Source organism: Magnetospirillum sp. 15-1 (assembly GCF_900184795.1).
GTDB lineage: Bacteria > Pseudomonadota > Alphaproteobacteria > Rhodospirillales > Magnetospirillaceae > Phaeospirillum.
Genome location: NZ_FXXN01000024.1, coordinates 222315 through 242752, shown reverse-complemented (window position 1 = coordinate 242752; position 20438 = coordinate 222315). Strand labels below are relative to the sequence as shown.

Genomic DNA, 20438 nt, shown 5'->3' with positions numbered 1-20438 from the left:
CCACTTTGTTTGTGTGGGACTTGATATGCATCAATCGACATCACACTTGGTTGGGTTTGGCCGTTTGCCACGGATTGCTTGACAGGCGGCGGCGTCTCGCCTTTCTTCTCGCCCACCAATTCGTCTTGAGGGAGTTTCTCCATGACCCGCGCGTTCGTCTTTCCCGGCCAGGGTTCCCAGGCTGTCGGCATGGGCCGCGAACTGGCCGAGGCTTTTCCGGTGGCCCGCCAGCTGTTCCAGGAAGTGGACGACGCCCTGTCGCAGAAGCTCTCCGCCCTGATGTTCGAAGGGCCCGAGGACCAGCTGACGCTCACCGAGAACGCCCAGCCCGCCCTGATGGCCATGTCCATGGCGGTGGTCCGCGTGCTGGAGACCGAGGGCAAGCTCGATCTGGCCCAGGCGGCGTCCTTCGTGGCCGGCCATTCCCTGGGCGAGTATTCGGCCCTGGCCGCCGCCGGCACCTTCACCGTGGCCGACACGGCGCGTCTGCTGAAGATCCGCGGTCAGGCCATGCAGAAGGCCGTGCCGGTGGGCATGGGCGCCATGGCCGCCCTGCTGGGGTCCGAGCTGGAGCAGGCGCGTGAGATCGCCGCCCTGGCGGCCGAAGGCGATGTCTGCGAGGCCGCCAACGACAACGGCGGTTCGCAGGTGGTGCTGTCCGGCCACAAGGGCGCCGTCGACCGCGCCATCAAGATCGCCGCCGAGAAGGGCATCAAGCGGGCCATTCCGCTGCCGGTGTCCGCCCCCTTCCATTGCGCCCTGATGCAGCCCGCCGCCGACGCCATGGCCGAGGCCCTGGCCAAGGTGGAGATGAAGGCGCCGCGCGTTCCCCTGGTCGCCAACGTCACCGCCGCCCGCGTCACCGACCCCGCCGCCATCCGCGACCTGCTGGTCCGTCAGGTGACCGGCACGGTGCGCTGGCGCGAAAGCGTGCTGTTCATGAAGGCCGAGGGCGTGACCTCGCTGGTCGAACTGGGGGCCGGCAAGGTGCTGGGCGGTCTGGCCAAGCGCATCGACAAGGAGCTGTCGGGCTCCTCGGTGGGCACGCCGGCTGACATCGAAGCCTTCCTCAAGTCTCTTTAATCAGGGGGAACGTCCATGTTCGATCTTACCGGCAAGACCGCCCTGGTGACCGGCGCCTCCGGCGGTATCGGCGGCGCCATCGCCAAGGCCCTGCATGCCCGTGGGGCCACCGTCGGCCTGCACGGCACCCGGCGCGAGGCCCTTGACGCCCTGGCCGCCGAGCTGGGCGAGCGGGTCCACGTCCTGCCCGCCAACCTGTCGGATGGCGCGGCGGTGGAGCAACTGGCCAAGGATGCCGAGGCCGCCATGGGTTCCATCGACATCCTGGTCAACAACGCCGGCCTGACCAAGGACGGTCTGGTGCTGCGCATGAAGGACGAGGACTGGCAGACGGTTCTCGACGTCAACCTGACCGCCGCCTTCCGTCTGTCGCGTGCCGCCGTCAAGGGGCAGATGAAGCGCCGCTGGGGCCGCATCATCAACATCACCTCCATCGTCGGCGTCACCGGCAATCCGGGGCAGGTCAACTATGCCGCCTCCAAGGCCGGCATGATCGGTATGAGCAAGGCCCTGGCCCAGGAAGTGGCCAGCCGCAACATCACCGTGAATTGCGTCGCACCGGGCTTCATCAGTTCGGCCATGACCGACGTGCTGTCGGACGACCAGAAGGCCAAGCTGAACGCCGGAATTCCCGCCGGACGCATGGGAACGTCGGAGGAGATCGCCGCCGCCGTGGTCTATCTCGCCAGCGCCGAGGCGGCTTACGTGACGGGCCAGACCCTGCACGTCAATGGCGGGATGGCCATGATATAAAGGTGTCGAAAATAAGGCCGCCGATGCTGGCAATGCCCAAAAAAGTATGGTACAGACGGGCACTTTCCGCCGGGGCCTTGCCGTCCGGGCGCGTTAACAAGATTTTCCCTTAGACGAGACTTTTCGAGGATTCGCAAATGAGTGACGTGGCCGAACGGGTTAAGAAGATCGTCGTCGAGCATCTGGGCGTTGAAGAGGCCAAGGTGACCGAGAACGCCTCCTTCATTGATGACCTGGGCGCCGACAGCCTCGACACCGTCGAGCTGGTGATGGCCTTCGAAGAAGAATTCTCCGTCGAGATCCCCGATGACGCCGCCGAGAAGATTCTCACGGTGAAGGACGCCATCGACTTCATCACGGCGAATTCCTAATCGGTTTTCCGGATGCCGGGCCGCCGAAGGTGGGCCCGGCGTCTCTTCATCTGTCCCAGACACTTTCGAAAGCCAGGGTTCCATGAGACGTGTCGTCGTCACCGGCCTCGGCCTGACCACTCCGCTCGGTAATGGTGTCAATATCAACTGGGAGCGCCTGATCGCCGCCCAGTCCGGTATCCGCCGTATCGAAGCCTTCGATGTTTCCGATCTCGCGGCCCAGGTCGCCGGCATCATTCCGCGCGGCACCAATCCGGGCGAGCTGGACCTCGACGCGGTCGCCCCCGCCAAGGATCGGCGCCGCATGGACGATTTCATCGTCTATGGCCTGGCCGCCGCCGCCGAAGCGGTGGAGGATTCCGGCTGGAAGCCGGTGGATTCCGAATCGCAGGAACGCACCGGCGTGATGATCGGGTCGGGCATCGGCGGTCTGCCGAACATCGCCGATGGTGCCGTGACGCTGGAGAAATCCGGCCCGCGCCGCATCAGCCCCTTCTTCATTCCCGCCGCCCTGATCAATCTGGTCTCGGGCCATGTCTCCATCCGCTACGGCTTCAAGGGGCCGAACCATGCGGTGGTGACGGCCTGCGCCACCGGCGCGCACGCCATCGGCGATGCCGCCCGCCTGATCATGTTCGATGACGCCGACGTGATGATCGCCGGCGGCACCGAGGCGGCCGTCCATCGTCTGGGCATCGCCGGCTTCGCCGCCGCCAAGGCGCTGTGCACCAGCTACAACGACCGTCCGACCGAGGCGTCCCGTCCCTGGGACAAGGACCGCGACGGCTTCGTCATGGGCGAAGGCGCCGGCATCGTCGTCCTGGAAGAGCTTGAGCACGCCAAGAAGCGCGGCGCCAAGATCTATGGCGAGGTGATCGGCTACGGCATGTCGGGCGACGCCCACCACATCACCGCTCCGGCCGAGGACGGCAATGGCGCGGTGCGCGCCATGCGGGCCGCCCTCAAGCGGGCCGGCGTGTCGCTGGACGAGATCGACTACGTCAACGCCCACGGTACCGCCACCATGGGCGATACCATCGAACTGGGCGCGGTCAAGCAGGTGTTCGGCGATCACGCCTACAAGCTCTCCATGTCATCCACCAAGTCGGCCATCGGCCACCTGTTGGGTGCCGCGGGCGCGGTGGAAGCCATCTACTCCCTGCTGGCCATCCGCGATCAGGTCGCGCCGCCGACCCTCAACCTGCACAATCCGGATGAGGGCTGCGATATCGACCTGGTGCCGCTGAAGGCCAAGGAGCGCAAGATCAAGGTGGCGCTGTCCAACTCGTTTGGGTTCGGCGGCACCAACGCTTCGCTGGTCCTGCGCGGCTACTGAGCGGCTTGACCATTGTTTCAGGCAAGGCCCCCGCTCAGGCGGGGGCCTTTGTCTTGTCTGGAGGGTGAGGGATGAGGCCCTGGATGAAGATCGCCGCCGCAATCGTCCTGCTGGCCGGGCTGATCGCCGGCGGGCTGGGCTGGGAGGGGCATCGCCGCTTCACCGCGCCGGGGCCGTCGCCCAAGCCGGTGACGGTGATCATTCCCAAGGGCTCGGGGACCGAGTTGATCGCCCAGTCGCTGGAAGGGGCCGGGGTCATCCCGTCACGTCTGGTCTTCGCCATCGGCGTCAAACTGCGCCGCGCCACTCTCAAGGCCGGCGAGTACGCCTTTCCCGCCCATGTCTCGCCGGAGGAGGCCATGCGCATCATCGCCGAGGGCAAGGTGGTGATCCACAAGCTGACGGTGGCCGAGGGGCTGACCGTGCGGCAGGTGCTCGATCTGGTGCGGGAGGCCGATTTCCTGTCGGGTTCGCTGACCCGTAGGCCCGCCGAGGGCCGCCTGCTGCCCGAGACCTGGCACATGGTCCGCGACGAGCCGCGCGACGAGGTGGTGGCCCGCATGGAAAAGGCCATGGCCCAGACCCTGGACGTGCTGTGGGTGGCCCGCGCCCCCGGTGTGCCGCTCCGGAGCAAGGAGGAGGCGCTGATCCTCGCCTCCATGGTCGAGCGTGAGACGGGAACGGAATCCGAGCGTCCCCGCGTCGCCGCCGTGTTCTACAACCGTCTGGCCCGCAACATGCGGCTGCAATCGGACCCCACGGTGATCTACGGCGTGTCCGAGGGGCTGGGTGAACTGGACCACCCGCTGACCCGCGCCGAGCTGCAGACCAACCATCCCTGGAACACCTATACCGTCGACGGCCTGCCCAAGACCCCCATCGCCAATCCCGGCCGCGCCTCGCTGGAAGCCGTGCTGCATCCGGCCGGGAGCGACGAGCTCTATTTCGTCGCCAACGGCACCGGCGGCCACGCCTTCGCCCGCGCGCTGGACGAGCACAACGCCAACGTGGCCAAGTGGCGCAGGATCGAGAAGGCGGGGAAGTAGGGGGGAGGCTTATAACTCCCTCTCTCCCTGGGAGAGGGTTGGGGTGAGGGGCTGCGTCGGTCGGCTTCGCCGATCCCGCGGGCGCTGCCCGCACCCGCCAAAGGGCATGGCCCTTTGGAAACTGGGCACTTTGGCAGGGTCTCACGTGACGATTTTTGAGTCCTGAACGCGGAAATCGGAAATGACCGGGGTGGGGCGGAAGGGGATGGGCGAGTTTAGAGAGACGGCAGCGGTAAAGCGAGCGCTATGGCAGACAACTGTATCACTGGGCTAGAATGGCCGAACTAATCTCGTTAATGCGTGCTGACTGTATCCACCTGCGCAAGCAGCAATTTCGGGATGTCGCGCATTTCTATCTTGGGGATTTGAGGAAATGCCACTCTATATTCACGAGCGTCTTGTCTGGGCTTCCGAGCGACAATGCTCTCATGAGGAAAGTATCGGTGGATTGTAGCCGATCATGGACCCGCGCCCCATTGAGCAACAGCTGTCCACTGCCGAAGCAAAGCGATTTCGCCGGATCCAACAGGACTTTAAGGCGATCCGCCCAGGCGGTCGAAGTGCAAGCTTTTTTATCGCGGAGATTTCACGCTCGATCGATGCTGGCCTTCTGCTCTCAGCTATCATCCTCTCAGGCACATTGCTTGAACTTTGGTTTCGAGACCTGTTGGTAATCCAGGTATCTAAACGCAACGCGGCCATTACTGGGCGCGCTGACCTGATAATAATCGATAAGGAGATCGAAGGAGCTGGCGGAGCCGACCGCGGTCATGAGTTTTCTAAAATTGTCGATGATCTCTGCAGGTACGGTGTTATCGACTCGGCAGAAAAGGTAGAGCTGAATAATTTTTATAGATCAATTCGCGTACCATTTCACCACGGGCTTAGCGGGCGTCTAGTATCTCACTCTGTGCTGGGTGATGACGAGGATATGACGCTATTCCTCGATGAACTTATTAATGATCCAAACAGTAGGTCGCGGCAGCTTGAGGATTTCGTCGACAACATGGCTGTTGATATTTTGGATGGTGTCGTCAAATTCCTGGCAAACCACCCTTTGTAAATCAACTAAGACCATTGGTGGCGCTAGCTACTGGCTGCAAATTTGATCGACGTCCCTTTCGGGAAACAGTGCTGATCATAGGTACGATCACCATGGGCGCGAAGCGGCTACGCCCCCAGCAGCTTCAGCCTCTCCGCCGTCACCAGGGTGATGCCCTTTTCGGTGCGGTGGAAACGCTTGGCGTCCAGGGCCGCGTCCTCGCCCACCACCAGGCCCGGCGGCACCACCACGCCCTGGTCGACGATGCAGCGCTTGAGCCGCGCGTGGCGGCCGATGTCGCAATTGGGCAGGATCACCACGTCCTCGACGACGCAGAACGAGTTGACGCGCACGTTGGAGAACAGCATGGAGCGCCGGACCACGGCGCCCGAGACGATGCAGCCGCCGGCCACCAGGGAATCCACCGCCATGCCGCGCCGGTTGTCGGAATCGAACACGAACTTGGCGGGCGGTGATTGCGGCTGGTCGGTCCAGATGGGCCAGCTCTCGTCATAGAGATTGAGGGCCGGCGTCACCGTGGTGAGGTCCATGTTGGCCTCCCAGTAGGCGTCGATGGTGCCGACGTCGCGCCAGTAATGCTCGCGCGCCCCTTCGTGCATCACGCAGGAATCCTGGAAGTGGTGGGCGATCACCCGGTGGCTCTTGACCAAGGCGGGGATCAGGTCCTTGCCGAAATCGTGGCTGGTCCCGGCCGCCGTGGAATCCTTCTGCAGCAGGTCGAACAGCAATTGGGCATTGAAGATGTAGATGCCCATGCTGGCCATGGCCTTGTCCGGGTGTCCGGGCATGGGCTGGGGATGGGCCGGCTTCTCGTCGAAGCGGACGATGCGGTCGTCCTCGTCCACCGCCATGACGCCGAAGCCCTTGGCGGCCTCCAGCGGCACCTCGATACAGGCCACCGTGACATCGGCCCCGGCCGCCAGGTGATGGGCCAGCATCTTGCCGTAATGCATCTTGTAGACGTGGTCGCCGGCCAGCACCAGCACGTGCTCGGGCCGATGGGCGTGGACGATGTCCAGGTTCTGGAACACCGCGTCGGCGGTGCCCTTGTACCAGTTCTCGCCCTGGGTGCGCTGCTGGGCGGGGAGCAGTTCGACGAATTCGTTGAACTCGCCGCGCAGGAAGCCCCAGCCGCGCTGGATGTGCTGCAGCAGGGAATGGGCCTTGTACTGGGTCAGCACCCCGATGCGGCGGATGCCGGAATTGATGCAGTTGGACAGGGTGAAGTCGATGATGCGGAACTTGCCGGCAAAGGGAATGGCCGGCTTGGCGTGCCAGTCGGTGAGGTCCATCAGGCGCGAGCCGCGCCCGCCCGCCAGGATCAGCGCCAGGGTCTTGCGCAGGCGGTCATTGACCTCGATATCGATGGCCGTGCCCCGATCGGTGGGATCGTACATTCATCACCCCTTGGACGTTCTTTGTTGTCTGGCTTTGTTGTCTGGAACGGTGCCACATTCCCCCCCGCGGTACAATCGCGGGCGCCGCGACACCGCCATGTGGCGGCACGGCGTCTCTCGACGGCGGCGGTAATCGGGGTTAGGCTGAAGGTAGGAGTGCTTTAACCTCCGAATGGGGTCCCAGATGCGCGTGCTGTTCGCTTCCTCCGAAGTGTTTCCGCTGGTCAAGACCGGGGGGCTGGCCGACGTATCCGGGGCTTTGCCCGCCGCCCTGGCCGAGTCCGGAGTGGATGTCCGCATCCTGCTGCCCGGCTATCCCGACGCCATCAAGGCGGCCGGCGCCAAGAAGGTGGCCGGGCACCTGGGCGATCCGTTCCACCTGGGGGCCGAGGCCCAGTTGCTGTCCGGCAAGCTGCCCGACAGCGGCGTTCCCGTCTGGCTGGTGGACTGCCCCGCTCTGTTCGAGCGGGTGGGCGGCCCCTATCAGGACCTTCAGGGCCGCGACTGGCCCGACAATGCGCTACGCTTCGCCCTGCTGTCGTGGACGGCGGCCCATCTGTGCACCGAGGGCAGTCCGGTCAAGTGGCGGCCTCAGGTCCTGCACGCCAACGACTGGCAGACCGGACTGGCGGCGGCCTATCTGCAGGCCTGGAATCCGGCGCAGCGCCCGGCGACGGTGTTCACCATCCACAACATCGCCTATCAGGGCCAGTTTCCGCCGGACATGGTGGCGCGCCTCGGCTTTCCGCCCGAGATGTATTCCATGGAGGGATTCGAGTATTACGACACGCTCTCCTTCCTCAAGTCCGGGCTGTTCTATTCCGATCGCGTCACCACGGTCAGTCCGCGCTATGCCAAGGAAATCCAGATGCCGGCCTTTGGCTGCGGCATGGACGGATTGCTGGCGCACCGCGCCGCCGATCTGACCGGCATTCTCAACGGCGCCGATTACCAGGTGTGGGACCCGGCCTCCGACGGCCATCTGGCTCATCCCTATGCCCCCGGTGACGCGGCGGGCAAGGCGCGCAACAAGGCCGCGCTGCAGGCCGAGCTGGGGCTGGCCCAGGACCCGGACGCGCCGCTGATGGTGATCGTCAGCCGCCTCAACGACCATAAGGGCATGGACCTCGTCCTGGCGGCCCTGCCCAATATCCTGCGCCTGGGCGCCCAGGTGGCGGTGGTGGGAACCGGCGACCGCCCGCTGGAGGACGGTTTCCGGGCGGCGGCGGCGGCCCATCCCACCCAGGTGGCGGCGCGCATCGGCTATTCCGAGCCTCTGGCCCATCGCATGATGGCCGGCGGCGACATGCTTTTGATGCCGTCGCGCTTCGAGCCCTGCGGCCTGACCCAGTTCTACGCCTTCCGTTACGGCACCGTGCCGGTGGCCCACGCCACCGGCGGGCTGGCCGACACCTTGGTGGATACCGGCTACGACACCCTGATGACCGGCAAGGCCAACGGCTTCGTGTTCGAGCATTCCAACGTGGGGGCCTTCCAGTGGGCGGTGGAGCGTGCCGCCGGGCTCTACGCCAAGAGGGACCAGTGGACCAAGATCGTCAAGGCTTGCATCGCCCAGGATTTTTCCTGGGGCCGCTCGGCGGCCCTGTACCGGGACCTCTACAAATCGCTGACCGGCAACGGTAACGGCAAGGGAAAGAAGAAGGCATGAGCGGGCCGGAGTCTGTTCTGGTCGCCGATATCGGCGGCACCCATGCCCGTTTCGCCCTGGTGGGCGCCGATGGCGAGGCGGTCAATCCGCTGGTGCTGCGTTGCGCCGATTACGAGGGGCCGGCTCCGGCCATCAAGGCCTATCTCGCCGACCAGGGGGGAGGGGCGGCGCCCCGGCATGGCGCCTTCGCCGTGGCCTCGGTGATCGACGGCGACCGCATCGAACTGACCAATTCCCCCTGGCGCTTCTCCATCGACGCCACGCGCCAAGCCCTGGGGCTCGAGCGCCTGGAGGTGGTCAACGACTTCACCGCCGTCGCCCTGTCGGTCCGTCATCTGAAGTCCGCCGACCTGATCGCCATCGGCGGCGGAGCGCCCGAGCCCGGCCTGCCCATCGCCGTGCTGGGGCCGGGAACCGGCCTGGGAGTGTCGGCCCTGATCCCGTCGGCCGACGGTGAGTGGACGGCCCTGGCCACCGAGGGAGGCCACGTCACCATGGCCGCCGCCACCGAGCGCGAGGCCCGCATCCTCGACCGTCTGCGCAGCCAGTTCGACCATGTTTCGGCCGAGCGCGTGCTGTCGGGCCAGGGGCTGGTCAACCTCTATCAGGCGGTGGCGGCCCTGTCGGGGCATCAGGCGGTATTTTCCACCCCCGACGTCATCACCAAGCGGGGGCTGGACGGCTCTTGCCCCGTCAGCCGCGAGGCGGTGGAGACCTTCTTCGCCATGATGGGCACGGCGGCCGGCAATCTGGCGCTCAGCCTGGGGGCCAAGGGTGGGGTCTATATCGCCGGCGGCATTCTGCCGCGCATGGCCGACGCTTTCCGCCTGTCGTCGTTCCGGACGCGCTTCGAGGCGCATGGACGGTTCCAGCCCTATCTGGCCGCCATTCCCACCTGGCTGATCACCCATCCGCTGCCCGCCTTCGTCGGGCTGGCCGCGCTGGTGGCGGCAGATTCCGATAAGTGAATCCTCGGACAAGGCGGAAAACGCATAGGGCTATTCCACCGGCGCACTTGCATTGCGACGCAACATGCACGATATCTGAATTATCGAGGCATGTTCGCGAGCCCCCTCATGTTGGTTTCCGCATTCCGTACCGGTGAGTTCGAAGGCATGGCGCCCCGCAAGGATGCGGCGGTGCTGCGTATCTGCGACCCCACCGATGCGTGGCGGGCCGAGGGGCGGAGCCTGGCCCAGGCGGGTTGGGGGGCGACGCTGACCCTGGCGTTCTGGGATATGGATTCCTCGGCGCTGGGCGTGAAGGGCCACCTGATCACCCGGCTGTGGGGCCGCAACCGCGCGGTGTTCGAGGCCCTGGCCGGGCGTCTGTTCGGCACGGATATTCCCTGGCGTCCGTTCATCGCCGCCGATGCCGCCGATATCGCCGCCTTCGCCGCGTCGCTGGCCGACAAGGGCATCGGCGAGGTGTTGGTGGTCTGCCGCAACGGCCGTGGCCGTTCGGGCACCGTGGGCCGCTGGCTCGCCCGGCGCCTGGGCGCCCGTTTCGCCACCAGCGGCGACGAGCGTGAAGCCGACCATATCCGCGAGACCCTGGATCGGGTGGCGGGGAATGCTCCGCTGCGTATCGAGCCGACGCTCACCCGCGCCGCCTGATTTTTCTCCGATTCCGGAAGCATGCCGTACCGCGCCGACCGCGCGGCCATCATCGGCCTTGCCTGCTGATATAACGAAAAGTTGTCGATACATTTCGACTCTATCGCAATCGGCAAAATTCATGTTCTCATGAGTGCTATTGGACCACCTGATTAGCGGAGTCCGCACTCATGGACGATTCGTCCCCAGAGTCTTCGGCCGAGGACGGTTCGCCGTCGGCCGCCGACGTTCCGCCCGACAGCGCCGAACCTTCCACCACTCAGCATTTGGAGAGCGACATGGCCATTCCCACCGCCGTCAACGGCCAGATTACCGATGCAGTGACCCAGAGTAACGTCTCGGTTCTGGGCAGTGCGCCGGCCGAGGCCCTGGGGTCGCTGTTCCTGGCAACCGCCCACGCCCAGGGACTGGCGGCGGCCAATGCCGTCGCCGCGCAGCAACAGGCCTTCACCATGGCTCAGGCGGTGACCACCCGCTGCGTCATGGCCCTGCTCGACGGCAAGGCGGTTTGACCGCCATGGGCGACGCTCCCGAACCTGTGGTCTCCGCCCCGGTCTCGGCGCCGGCCGATCCGCACCAGGCGGCCGAAACCGCCCTGGCCATGGCGCTGCATTCCATGGCCCATGCCGCCGGTCTCGCCATGCTGGCCGGGCCGCATGCCCAAGCCTGCTCCCGGCAGATCGGCGCGGCAGCGGTCGCCATGGTCTGCAAGGGATTGCTCGACGCCGATTTCGCCCCCCGCCCCGCAACCAGCCGAGGATGATCCGTCATGGCCTTTCCCACCGCCGTCAACGATCAGATCACCGATTCCGTCACCCAGGCCAACGTCAAGGTCCTGGGGGATGCGCCCGCCATCGCCATGGGCAACCTGTACGCCGCCACGGCCCAGGCGCTGTCCAATGCCGCCCATAACGCCACCAACAACCAGCAGCAGAGCTATGTCACCTCCCAGGCCGCCACCACCCAGGCGATCATGGCCCTGCTTAAGGTGACCACGTGAGCGACGCCGGGCTTCCGGCGTTTCCGGCCTGCGGCGCCGCCGCCCTGGAGGCGGCCCGCATCATGGCCGACATCCAGATCGCCCAGACCATGGCCCTGGCCGTGCAGGATGCCGCCGACCATCTGCGCAACGTGGAGACCATCGCCGCCACCGCCCAGGGGACGGTGCTGCGCCGCATCTTGGAGAGCGGCGTATCCGACGGGGCCGAACTTCTGGCCGCTATCCAGATGATGATGTCCCAGGGGCAGGACAACCTGGAACGTGTGGGGAATCTGGCCCGAACCGTCCTGGACGGAATGCGATAAAGGCGGAGGCGGGACTGGAATCCGAATCGGTTCCGGGGTACACAGAGCCTTCCATTTCCCCTGCGTGAAGGCAACGCCCTTGAAAGCCGCCGTCATCGTATTCCCCGGCTCCAACTGCGACCGCGACGTCGCCGTGGCGCTGGAAGCAAGCATGGGCTCCAAGCCCCTCATGGTGTGGCACCGCGACACCCAGCTTCCCGACCTGGACCTGATCGTGGTCCCGGGCGGCTTCTCCTATGGCGACTACCTGCGCTGCGGCGCCATGGCGGCGCACTCGCCGATCATGCGCGAGGTCAAGGCCAAGGCCGAGAAGGGCACCCGGGTGCTGGGCATCTGCAACGGTTTTCAGATCCTGACCGAGACGGGGCTGCTGCCGGGCGTGCTGATGCGCAACCGCAATCTCAAGTTCATCTGCAAGGACGTCTGCCTGCGGGTGGAGAACGCCGACACCGACTTCACCCGCAAGCACAGGCTGGGCGACGTGGTGCGCTATCCCATCGCCCATGCCGAAGGCAATTACTTCGTGGATGCCGAGACCTTCCGCGCCATGGAAGGTAACGGGCAGGTGGCGTTCCGCTACTGCTCCAGGTCCGGCGTGGTGTCCGACGCCGCCAATCCCAATGGCGCCCTGTCCAACGTGGCCGGCGTGTACAACGGGGCCAAGACGGTGCTGGGCCTGATGCCCCATCCCGAGCGTCTGGCCGAGGACCTGCTGGGCGGGCGTGACGGCAAGGCCATGTTCGATTCGCTGGTGGAGGCGCTGTCATGAGCGAGCATGGCGAGCGCGGGCGCATTGAGCGCCCCGGAGCGAAGCGGAGGAGCCAGGTGAGCGTGAGCGAACGCCCGGCGCTTGAGGGACTGAAATAATGAGCAAGATTACTCCCGAAGTCATCGCCCAGCACGGCATCAAGCCCGACGAGTACCAGAAGATTCTCGAGATCATGGGCCGCGAGCCCAATCTTACCGAACTGGGCATCTTCTCGGTGATGTGGTCCGAGCACTGCTCCTACAAGTCGTCGAAGAAGTGGCTGAAGACCCTGCCGACCAAGGCGCCGTGGGTGATCTGCGGTCCGGGCGAGAATGCCGGCATCATCGACATCGGCGACGGCCAGGCCATCGTCTTCAAGATGGAAAGCCACAACCACCCCAGCTTCATCGAGCCCTATCAGGGCGCGGCGACCGGCGTGGGCGGCATCCTCCGGGACGTGTTCACCATGGGCGCGCGGCCCATCGCCAACATGAACGCATTGCGCTTCGGCGACCCCTCGCACCCCAAGACCCGCCATCTGGTGGCGGGCGTGGTGGCCGGCATCGGCGGCTACGGCAATTGCGTCGGCGTGCCCACCGTGGGCGGCGAGACCAATTTCCACCCCAGTTACAACGGCAACATCCTGGTCAACGCCATGACCGTGGGTCTGGCCGACAAGGACAAGATCTTCTACTCGGCGGCCGCCGGCATCGGCAACCCGGTGGTCTATTTCGGCTCGAAGACCGGTCGCGACGGCATCCACGGCGCGACCATGGCCTCGGCCGAGTTCGACGAGAAGTCGGAGGAGAAGCGCCCCACCGTGCAGGTGGGTGATCCCTTCACCGAGAAGCTGCTGATCGAAGCCTGCCTGGAACTGATGGCCACCGACGTCATCGTCGCCATCCAGGACATGGGCGCCGCCGGCCTGACCTCCTCGTCGTTCGAGATGGCATCCAAGGGCGGCCTGGGCATCGAGATGGACCTGGACGCCGTGCCCATGCGCGAAGAGGGCATGAGCGCCTACGAGATCATGCTGTCCGAGAGCCAGGAACGCATGCTGATGGTCTTGAAGCCCGGCCCCGAGGCCGAGGCCAAGGCCAAGGCCATCATGGACAAGTGGGAACTGGACTTCGCCGTGGTGGGCGTGCTGACCGACACCGGCCGCATGGTGCTGAAGCGCCATGGCGAGGTGGTGGCCGACCTGCCCATCGATCCGCTGGCCCTGGCCTCGCCCGAATACGACCGTCCGTGGACGGCGCCGGCCAAGCGCCCGGTGGTCGAGGCCAAGGACGTCGAACTGGTCTGCCCGGCCGAGGCGCTGAAGACCCTGGTGGCCTGCCCCGATCTGGCCTCCAAGCGCTGGATCTACTCCCAGTACGACCACATGGTGATGGGTGATACCGTGGGCCGCCCCGGCGGCGATGCCGCCGTGGTGCGCATCCACGGCACCGACAAGGCGGTGGGCATCACCACCGACGTGACGCCGCGCTATGTGCTGGCCGATCCCTACGAGGGCGGGCGGCAGGCGGTGGCCGAGGCCTATCGCAATCTGTCGGCGGTCGGCGCCCTGCCCATGGCCATCACCGACAATCTGAACTTCGGCAATCCGGAAAAGCCCGAGATCATGGGCCAGATCGTCGAGGCCATCCGCGGCATGGGCCAGGCCTGCAAGGAACTGGACTTCCCCGTGGTTTCCGGCAACGTCTCGCTCTACAACGAGACCCAGGGCACCGCCATCCTGCCCACCCCGGCGGTGGGCGGCGTCGGCCTGCTGGAAGACGTCAGCAAGTCGGCGACCGTGCCGTTCAAGGCCGCCGGTTCGTCCGTGGTGCTGATCGGCGAGACCAAGGGCTGGCTGGGGTCGTCCCTCTACCTGCGGGAAATCTGCAAGCGGGAGGACGGTGCTCCGCCGCCCGTGGCGCTCCATCGCGAGCGCCGCGCCGGCGAGCTGGTCCGCCAGTTGATCCAGGACGGTCAGGTGCTGGCCTGCCACGACGTCTCCGACGGCGGTCTGCTGGTGGCGGTGGCCGAGATGGCCATGGCTTCCGACGGCCATATCGGCGCCCAGCTGGATGCTCCCTCGAACCTGCCGCTGCACGCCTGGTGCTTCGGCGAGGATCAGGGGCGCTACATCCTGGAAATCTCCGACAACGACCTCGCCAGCGTGCTGGAAGAGGCGGCCGAGCATGACACCACCGCCCGCGTCATCGGCAAGACCGGCGGCCACGTCATCAGTGTCGGCGGCCGCGCCGTGCCGGTCTACGAACTGGCCGAGGCCAACGAGGGCTGGCTGCCCGCCTATATGGGCGAGGAAATGTCGGGCCACTGAGGCAGAGACTGCGAAGCAAGGCCCGCCCCGGCATGGGGCGGGCCTTTTTCATGGGCTTGTTGTCGGCGAATAATTGCAATACGCTTTAGCTTAACAGCGTAAGGGTGCGTGATGCCGTTGACCGACCTGCAAAAAAGAACCGCTCAGGCCATCGTCAATATTTTCGAGACGGGGCGCGCCCTGGGGGATTATGGGCAGGTGACCCTGCTGGCCGGCGACAGCGGGCAACTGACCTATGGGCGATCGCAGACCACCCTGGCCAGCGGCAACCTCTACCTGCTGATCAAGGATTACTGCGCCGCCGCCGGGGCTGCCCTGGCCGGTGCGCTGTCGCCCTATCTGCCGCGTTTGGAAAACTGCGATCCGGCGCTCAACACCGATACCGCCTTTCGGGGGCTGCTGCATGGCGCCGGTGACGACCCGGTGATGCAGGCCTGCCAGGATGCCTTTTTCGACCGCATCTACTGGACGCCGGCCGTCAGCTATGCCTCGGCCCTGAACCTCGATCTCGGGCTGTCGGTGGCTGTGGTCTACGACAGCATGGTCCACGGCTCGTGGAAGGCCATGCGTGACCGGACGCTGGCCGCCCATCCCATGCCCGGCACCGACCAGAAGACCTGGGTCGCCGCCTATGTGGCGACGCGGCGCGCCTGGCTGGCGGGGAATTCCAATACCCTGCTGCGCAAATGCGTCTACCGCATGGATGCCTTCGACGCTCTGATCGCCGCCGGCGCCTGGGACTTGCCGCTGCCGCTCACCGTGCGCGGCGTTCAGCTTTCCCCGGAGGTGCTGGACGGCGCGGCGGCCCCGGTACGGGCATCGGCGGCCGCGGCGGGCGACCGCATCCTGCGCCTCAGCACCCCCCTGATGCAGGGCGACGACGTCAGGGCGGTGCAGACCCGGCTTGGTATCGAGGCGGATGGCTATTTCGGCGACGATACCCGGAATGCGGTGATCGCCTTCCAGACCTCCCACAAGTTGACCGCCGACGGCATCGTCGGACCGTCAACCCTGTCGGCTTTGGGGTTATAGCGCTGTTGCGACCGCCAAGGCGGCCCCGTATTGTGGGCGCGGAAGGGGAGCTTTAGGAAAGACACGCCATGCCTATGGAAGCCAGTGAGATCGAAGCCCTGATTCGCGAGGGCATTCCCGACGCCAGAGTGATCATCGAGGATTTGCGCGGCGACGGCGACCATTACTCGGCCCTGGTGATTTCCGAGGCGTTCCGTGGCAAGAGCCGCGTCGCCCAGCATCAGATGGTCTTTGCCGCCATGCAGGGCAAGATGGGCGGCCAACTGCACGCCATGGCGCTGCAGACCGCCACGCCCGACGCCGCTCCCGATTTCGCCAAGGATTAGGCTGGCGCGCTTGCGCCACGGCATTGTGCTGCCTACATCTCAACCACGATCCGTCACGATCATTTCCAAGGAATTCCCACCGATGACCAATCCCGTTTTCGACCGCATCCGCCAGGACCTTTCCGAGAATGATGTGGTTCTCTATATGAAGGGCACGCCGATGTTCCCGCAATGCGGCTTCTCCGCCGCCGTGGTGCAGGTGCTGACCAATCTGGGCGTCAAGTTCAAGGGCATCGACATCCTGGTCGATCCGTCCCTGCGCGAGGGCGTCAAGCAGTTCACCAACTGGCCGACCCTGCCGCAGCTCTATGTGAAGGGCGAGTTCGTCGGCGGCTGCGACATCGTGCGCGAAATGGCCGAATCGGGCGAGCTGAAGCAGTTGATGGCCGACAAGGGCGTCGCCTCCGCCTAAAGACTTCGCCTCATCGAGGACAGGCGGCCCGGAAGCGATTCCGGGCCGTTTTCTTAGGGGATATCTCTCGCATAGACCTCCAGCGCCGACAGGCCGCTTTCCAGGTCCTCGATCTCGAAGCATTTCTGCATGATGGATTCGGCGCCCTGGGCGATCCAGCCCTCGTGCTTGCGCGGGTCCTGGGACCCGGTGGTGACGATGACCGGGATGTCTTTGAGCCGCGGATCGAGCTTCATGTAGATCAGCAGTTCGGAGGCGTCCTCGGTGCCCACCTGCCCGTCGAGCAGCACCACGTCGGTATCGCCGCCATCCGTCCGCTCGATCCGGTCGTGAAAGTAGTCGACCGCTCCGTCGATGCTGTCGACCCAGGTTATGGCACAGTCGAACACCTGGGCTCCCAGCGCGAATTGCTGCAGTCGCGCCTCGGCCACGTTGTCTTCGACAATCAGCACCTTGAGGTGTCGCACGGCGGCCTTCGCCGAGAGTCCAATCATGCGTCAATATAGCCGAAACTACTTGTACGGGAAAGTCCTTCGGCAATGGTACAAAGAACAACGGCCCGGAGTTGCCTCCGGGCCGTGTCGTATTGCCGAGGGGCGAACCTTAGCGCGAATAGAATTCGACAACCAGGTTCGGTTCCATCTGCACGGCATAGGGAACATCGCCCAGCTTAGGGATGCGGACGAACTTGCCCTTCATCTCCTTGTGGTCGACTTCCATGTAGTCGGGAACGTCGCGCTCGCCGGACTGGGCGGCCTCGAGGATCAGGGCCATGTCCTTGGACTTGGTCTTCACCGAGATGACGTCGCCTTCGTTGACGCGATAGGACGGAATGTTGACGCGCTTGCCGTTCACCAGGATGTGGCAGTGGTTGACCAGCTGGCGGGCGGCGAACGGGGTGGGGGCGAACTTCAGGCGGTAGACCACCGCGTCCAGACGGCACTCCAGCAGGCCGATCAGGTTCTCGGAGGTGTCGCCACGACGGCGCACGGCCTCGTCATACAGACGGCGGAACTGCTTCTCGCTGATGTTGCCGTAGTAGCCCTTGAGCTTCTGCTTGGCCATCAGCTGGGTGCCGAAATCGGACGGCTTCTTGCGGCGCTGACCGTGCTGGCCGGGAGGGTTCTCCTTGCCGCGGTTCAGCGGGGACTTGGAACGGCCCCACAGGTTGGCGCCCAGGCGGCGGTTAATCTTGTACTTGGCTTCAATACGCTTGCTCATGGTCTTCCTTTTGGCCGAATTGATCAGCCTATTGGCGTTTGTCCCGATAGTCCTGATCCGCCCCAAGGGACGGGGAGGGGTGGACGCGCCAAACGGCCGGCCACCCGCTTTCTCGGGAGGAGAAGGGGCGCACTATACGGATCGGGCGAGGTTTTTCAAGCCCGAATCTTGGCGACGAAGCCCTCCACCGCCCGGCTGAGGTCGGCGGCGCCGCCCGACAGTTGCCGCGCCGTGCCCAGCACCTCCGACGACGAGGTTCCGGCGGCCGAGACCGCGCCCACGGCATCGCCCAGGCTGCGGGTGACGTCGCTGGTGCCGCGCGCCGCCTGCTCGGCGCTGCGGGCGATTTCCCGGCCGGCCTCGGCCTGCTGCTCCACCGCCTGGGAGATGGCGTCGGCGATGCGGCTCATGCGCTCGATGACCTCGCCCACATGGCCGATGGCGCCGGCCGCCTTGCCGGTCTCCGCCTGGATGGCGGCGATCTGCTCGGAAATCTCTCCGGTGGCCTTGGCGGTCTGGCTGGCCAGTCCCTTGACCTCGCCGGCCACCACGGCGAAGCCCTTGCCGGCTTCGCCCGCCCTGGCCGCCTCGATGGTGGCGTTCAAGGCCAGAAGGTTGGTCTGCGCCGCGATGGCGTTGATCATCCGCACCACGTCGCCGATGCGCGCCGCCGCGTCGGACAGTCCCGACATGATGCGGTTGGTGCGTTCGGACTCCGCGACCGCCTCCCGCGAGATGGAGGTGGACTCGTTCACCTGGCGGCTGATCTCGGCGATGGAGGCGGTCAACTGCTCGGCGGCGGCGGCCACCGAATCCACGTTGGACGAGGCGGTCTCGGCCGCCTGGCCCACCGAGGCGGCGTCGCGGCCGGCCGACTGGGTCATCTCCTGCAGCGAACGGGCCGCTTCTTCCATGCGGGCCGAGGCATTGGTGACGAAGTCCACCACGCCGCGCACGGTGGAATCGAACTCGTCGGCCATGCGGACCCGGGCGAGGCGGCGCTCCTCGCTGGCGTTGCGCTCGGCCTCCAACTGGCTGCGGCGCAGGTTTTCCACTTCTATGGCGTGGTCCTTGAAGGTCTGGACGGCGCGGGCGATATCGCCGATCTCGTCGCGGCGATGGGTGCCGGTCACCTCCACCTGGGTGTCGCCGCCGGCCAGCCGTCCCATGGTGCCGATGGCGTCTTGTACCGGTACGGTGATGGAGCGGGTCACCGCCAGGGTGAGGCCGCCCAGGGCCAGGACGCCGAGGGCGATCACCCAGGCCGAGGCGGTGCTGGTGGAGCGGTAGGTGTCCATGGCCGAGAGGAACTCGTCCCTGGCCAGGCCGATCTCCTTGTCCATCAGGGCGCGCACGGCGGCGGTGGCCTCGTTGTAGCGGCCGGTGGTCTCCTCGGTCATGGTCTCGCGGGCACCGAAGGCGTCGCCGTCGCCGAACTGCCTGAGAGTCGACCGGTAGGCGCCGCGGTAACCGTCGAAGGCCGACTGGAAGGCGGCGCTCAGGGCCTTTTCCTCGGCGCTGTGGCTGTCGGAGGCATAGGCCTTCCACAGCCCGTCCGCCTCGGCATCCATGGCCTCGATGTCCTTGGACATGCGTTCCAGGGTCAGGCGGCTTTCGCTCTGCAGCACGGTGGCCACGGCGCCCTGGATGCGATGGACGGAATCCAGCACGCGGGCCAACTGGCCCATGGGGACCACCCGCGCGCCATAGACCGCCTCGATGCCGCCGGCGACGCGCTTGCCGCCCAGCATGCCGGCGGCGCCGACCGCCGACAGTAACGAGATGGCGATGATCAGCAATATGGATAGACGAGCGCCGAACCTGATGCGTTGCAGCATTAGTGCCCCCTGAATGACGAATATTTTTCGTTATTGGAGGAAACTAATAGTCAGGCCCCACGGTGTGGGACAATTACGGTGATCCACATATGAAATTTGGTCGATGTGGAAAACCGTAATTTAGGGAGATTCTATTTTTCCCCTCTTGTGCCGGTAGGTCACAAGTTCATGGACGATGCCGTGCAGGGTCTGAATCTCCTGCCCGGTCAGGTTGGCGCGCTGGAACATGTTGCGGATGTTGCGAACCATCACCGGGCGCTTGTCGGATACCCGCAGGAAGCCGCAGGCATCCAGTTCGCGCTCCAGGTGCTCGAAGAAGAAGATCAGCTTCTCCTTGGAGGCCGGGCCTTCCGATCCCTTGGTCATGGGGGGCAGCGAGCCGGCGACGCCACACTGATGCCATTCGTATGAGATCAGCAGCACCGCCTGGGCCAGATTGAGCGAGCAGTACTCGGGATTGAGCGGCACGGTCAGCACGGTATCGGCCACCGCCACGTCGTCATTCTCGAGGCCGGTGCGCTCGGGACCGAACAGCACGCCGAACCTCTGGCCCTCGCCATGGGCGATGCGCATGTGGGCGGCGGCCTCGCGCGGGGTGTCCACCGGCTTGGTCATGTAGCGGTCGCGCCCCGTGGTGGCCCACACCCGGTTGAGGTCGGCGACGGCGTCCTTGGTCTGCTCGAAGATCTTGGCCGACAGCAGGACGCGGTCGGCGCCCGAGGCGCTCGCGATGGCCTTTTCGTTGAGCCAGCCCTCGCGCGGCGCCACGATGCGCATGTCGGTCAGGCCGCAATTGAGCATGGCCCGCGCGGCGGTGCCGATGTTCTCGGACAGTTGCGGCCGTACCAGGATGATGGCGGGGCCGGGGGCGGCGGTGTCGGTCATCGGATGTT

General features: G+C 65.7%; 23 protein-coding genes. 18 read left to right on the top strand and 5 right to left on the bottom strand.

The window, feature by feature from the left end; genetic code table 11:
- The first annotated feature begins 141 nt into the window (after nucleotides 1–141).
- From fabD to CP958_RS12275, 6 genes are all read left to right on the top strand, one after another.
- Nucleotides 142–1083, top strand: coding sequence for an ACP S-malonyltransferase (gene fabD, locus CP958_RS12300; protein ID WP_096702239.1), 942 nt, complete (start codon nucleotides 142–144; stop codon nucleotides 1081–1083).
- A gap of 15 nt (nucleotides 1084–1098) precedes the next feature.
- A complete protein-coding gene (gene fabG / locus CP958_RS12295) occupies nucleotides 1099–1836 on the top strand; it encodes a 3-oxoacyl-[acyl-carrier-protein] reductase (RefSeq protein ID WP_096702238.1) in 738 nt (245 codons plus the stop codon).
- Between the two features lie 137 nt (nucleotides 1837–1973).
- Nucleotides 1974–2207 carry an acyl carrier protein gene (locus tag CP958_RS12290; protein ID WP_008615764.1) on the top strand — a complete coding sequence of 78 codons (234 nt, stop codon included), beginning with the start codon at nucleotides 1974–1976 and terminating at the stop codon, nucleotides 2205–2207.
- Between the two features lie 82 nt (nucleotides 2208–2289).
- Nucleotides 2290–3543, top strand: a complete 1254-nt coding sequence (fabF, locus tag CP958_RS12285) for a beta-ketoacyl-ACP synthase II (protein ID WP_096702237.1) — start codon at nucleotides 2290–2292, stop codon at nucleotides 3541–3543.
- Nucleotides 3544–3614: 71 nt separating this feature from the next.
- Complete coding sequence (gene mltG, locus CP958_RS12280) at nucleotides 3615–4589, top strand: endolytic transglycosylase MltG (RefSeq protein ID WP_096702236.1); 975 nt, start codon at nucleotides 3615–3617, stop codon at nucleotides 4587–4589.
- 460 nt (nucleotides 4590–5049) lie between these two features.
- Nucleotides 5050–5652, top strand: a complete 603-nt coding sequence (locus CP958_RS12275) for a hypothetical protein (RefSeq protein ID WP_096702235.1) — start codon at nucleotides 5050–5052, stop codon at nucleotides 5650–5652.
- A 107-nt stretch (nucleotides 5653–5759) separates the two neighbouring features.
- Here the strand turns inward: CP958_RS12275 and glgC are convergent, their stop codons facing one another.
- Complete coding sequence (gene glgC / locus CP958_RS12270) at nucleotides 5760–7049, bottom strand: glucose-1-phosphate adenylyltransferase (protein WP_096702234.1); 1290 nt, start codon at nucleotides 7047–7049, stop codon at nucleotides 5760–5762.
- Between the two features lie 184 nt (nucleotides 7050–7233).
- On the opposite strand from glgC, the gene glgA reads away from it, so the two are divergent.
- The 12 genes from glgA (at nucleotide 7234) to grxD (ending at nucleotide 16486) form a co-directional block, all read left to right on the top strand.
- Nucleotides 7234–8718 (top strand): glycogen synthase GlgA, encoded by a 1485-nt coding sequence (gene glgA / locus CP958_RS12265; RefSeq protein ID WP_096702233.1) that lies wholly within the window; start codon nucleotides 7234–7236, stop codon nucleotides 8716–8718.
- Nucleotides 8715–9686, top strand: coding sequence for a glucokinase (glk, locus tag CP958_RS12260; protein WP_096702232.1), 972 nt, complete (start codon nucleotides 8715–8717; stop codon nucleotides 9684–9686). The genes glgA and glk overlap by 4 nt, the downstream gene beginning before the upstream one ends.
- 108 nt (nucleotides 9687–9794) lie before the next feature.
- Nucleotides 9795–10334, top strand: a complete 540-nt coding sequence (locus tag CP958_RS12255; RefSeq protein ID WP_096702231.1) for a hypothetical protein — start codon at nucleotides 9795–9797, stop codon at nucleotides 10332–10334.
- A gap of 170 nt (nucleotides 10335–10504) precedes the next feature.
- A complete protein-coding gene (locus CP958_RS12250; protein WP_242442871.1) occupies nucleotides 10505–10846 on the top strand; it encodes a RebB family R body protein in 342 nt (113 codons plus the stop codon).
- Between the two features lie 5 nt (nucleotides 10847–10851).
- Nucleotides 10852–11097 (top strand): RebB family R body protein, encoded by a 246-nt coding sequence (locus CP958_RS12245; RefSeq protein ID WP_141400500.1) that lies wholly within the window; start codon nucleotides 10852–10854, stop codon nucleotides 11095–11097.
- A 6-nt stretch (nucleotides 11098–11103) separates the two neighbouring features.
- A complete protein-coding gene (locus CP958_RS12240) occupies nucleotides 11104–11334 on the top strand; it encodes a RebB family R body protein (protein ID WP_096702229.1) in 231 nt (76 codons plus the stop codon).
- On the top strand, nucleotides 11331–11639 hold the full coding sequence (locus CP958_RS12235) for a hypothetical protein (protein ID WP_096702228.1): 309 nt from the start codon (nucleotides 11331–11333) through the stop codon (nucleotides 11637–11639). The genes CP958_RS12240 and CP958_RS12235 overlap by 4 nt, the downstream gene beginning before the upstream one ends.
- Nucleotides 11640–11718: 79 nt before the next feature.
- A complete protein-coding gene (gene purQ / locus CP958_RS12230) occupies nucleotides 11719–12408 on the top strand; it encodes a phosphoribosylformylglycinamidine synthase subunit PurQ (RefSeq protein WP_096702227.1) in 690 nt (229 codons plus the stop codon).
- Between the two features lie 97 nt (nucleotides 12409–12505).
- The gene (gene purL, locus CP958_RS12225; RefSeq protein WP_096702226.1) at nucleotides 12506–14716 is read left to right on the top strand and encodes a phosphoribosylformylglycinamidine synthase subunit PurL; all 2211 of its coding nucleotides are present in this window, start codon (nucleotides 12506–12508) and stop codon (nucleotides 14714–14716) included.
- A gap of 111 nt (nucleotides 14717–14827) precedes the next feature.
- Nucleotides 14828–15748, top strand: coding sequence for a peptidoglycan-binding protein (locus tag CP958_RS12220; protein ID WP_096702225.1), 921 nt, complete (start codon nucleotides 14828–14830; stop codon nucleotides 15746–15748).
- A gap of 68 nt (nucleotides 15749–15816) precedes the next feature.
- Nucleotides 15817–16074, top strand: a complete 258-nt coding sequence (locus CP958_RS12215; RefSeq protein WP_096702224.1) for a BolA family transcriptional regulator — start codon at nucleotides 15817–15819, stop codon at nucleotides 16072–16074.
- An 82-nt stretch (nucleotides 16075–16156) separates the two neighbouring features.
- On the top strand, nucleotides 16157–16486 hold the full coding sequence (gene grxD, locus CP958_RS12210; RefSeq protein ID WP_096702223.1) for a Grx4 family monothiol glutaredoxin: 330 nt from the start codon (nucleotides 16157–16159) through the stop codon (nucleotides 16484–16486).
- Nucleotides 16487–16539: 53 nt separating this feature from the next.
- Here grxD and CP958_RS12205 read toward each other — a convergent pair whose 3' ends face one another.
- The 4 genes from CP958_RS12205 to CP958_RS12190 form a co-directional block, all read right to left on the bottom strand.
- Nucleotides 16540–16953 (bottom strand): response regulator, encoded by a 414-nt coding sequence (locus CP958_RS12205; RefSeq protein WP_170958953.1) that lies wholly within the window; start codon nucleotides 16951–16953, stop codon nucleotides 16540–16542.
- A 136-nt stretch (nucleotides 16954–17089) separates the two neighbouring features.
- Complete coding sequence (gene rpsD / locus CP958_RS12200) at nucleotides 17090–17707, bottom strand: 30S ribosomal protein S4 (protein ID WP_011384527.1); 618 nt, start codon at nucleotides 17705–17707, stop codon at nucleotides 17090–17092.
- 155 nt (nucleotides 17708–17862) lie between these two features.
- A complete protein-coding gene (locus tag CP958_RS12195; protein WP_096702221.1) occupies nucleotides 17863–19545 on the bottom strand; it encodes a methyl-accepting chemotaxis protein in 1683 nt (560 codons plus the stop codon).
- Between the two features lie 120 nt (nucleotides 19546–19665).
- Nucleotides 19666–20430 carry an RNA methyltransferase gene (locus CP958_RS12190; protein ID WP_096702377.1) on the bottom strand — a complete coding sequence of 255 codons (765 nt, stop codon included), beginning with the start codon at nucleotides 20428–20430 and terminating at the stop codon, nucleotides 19666–19668.
- Nucleotides 20431–20438 lie beyond the last annotated feature (8 nt).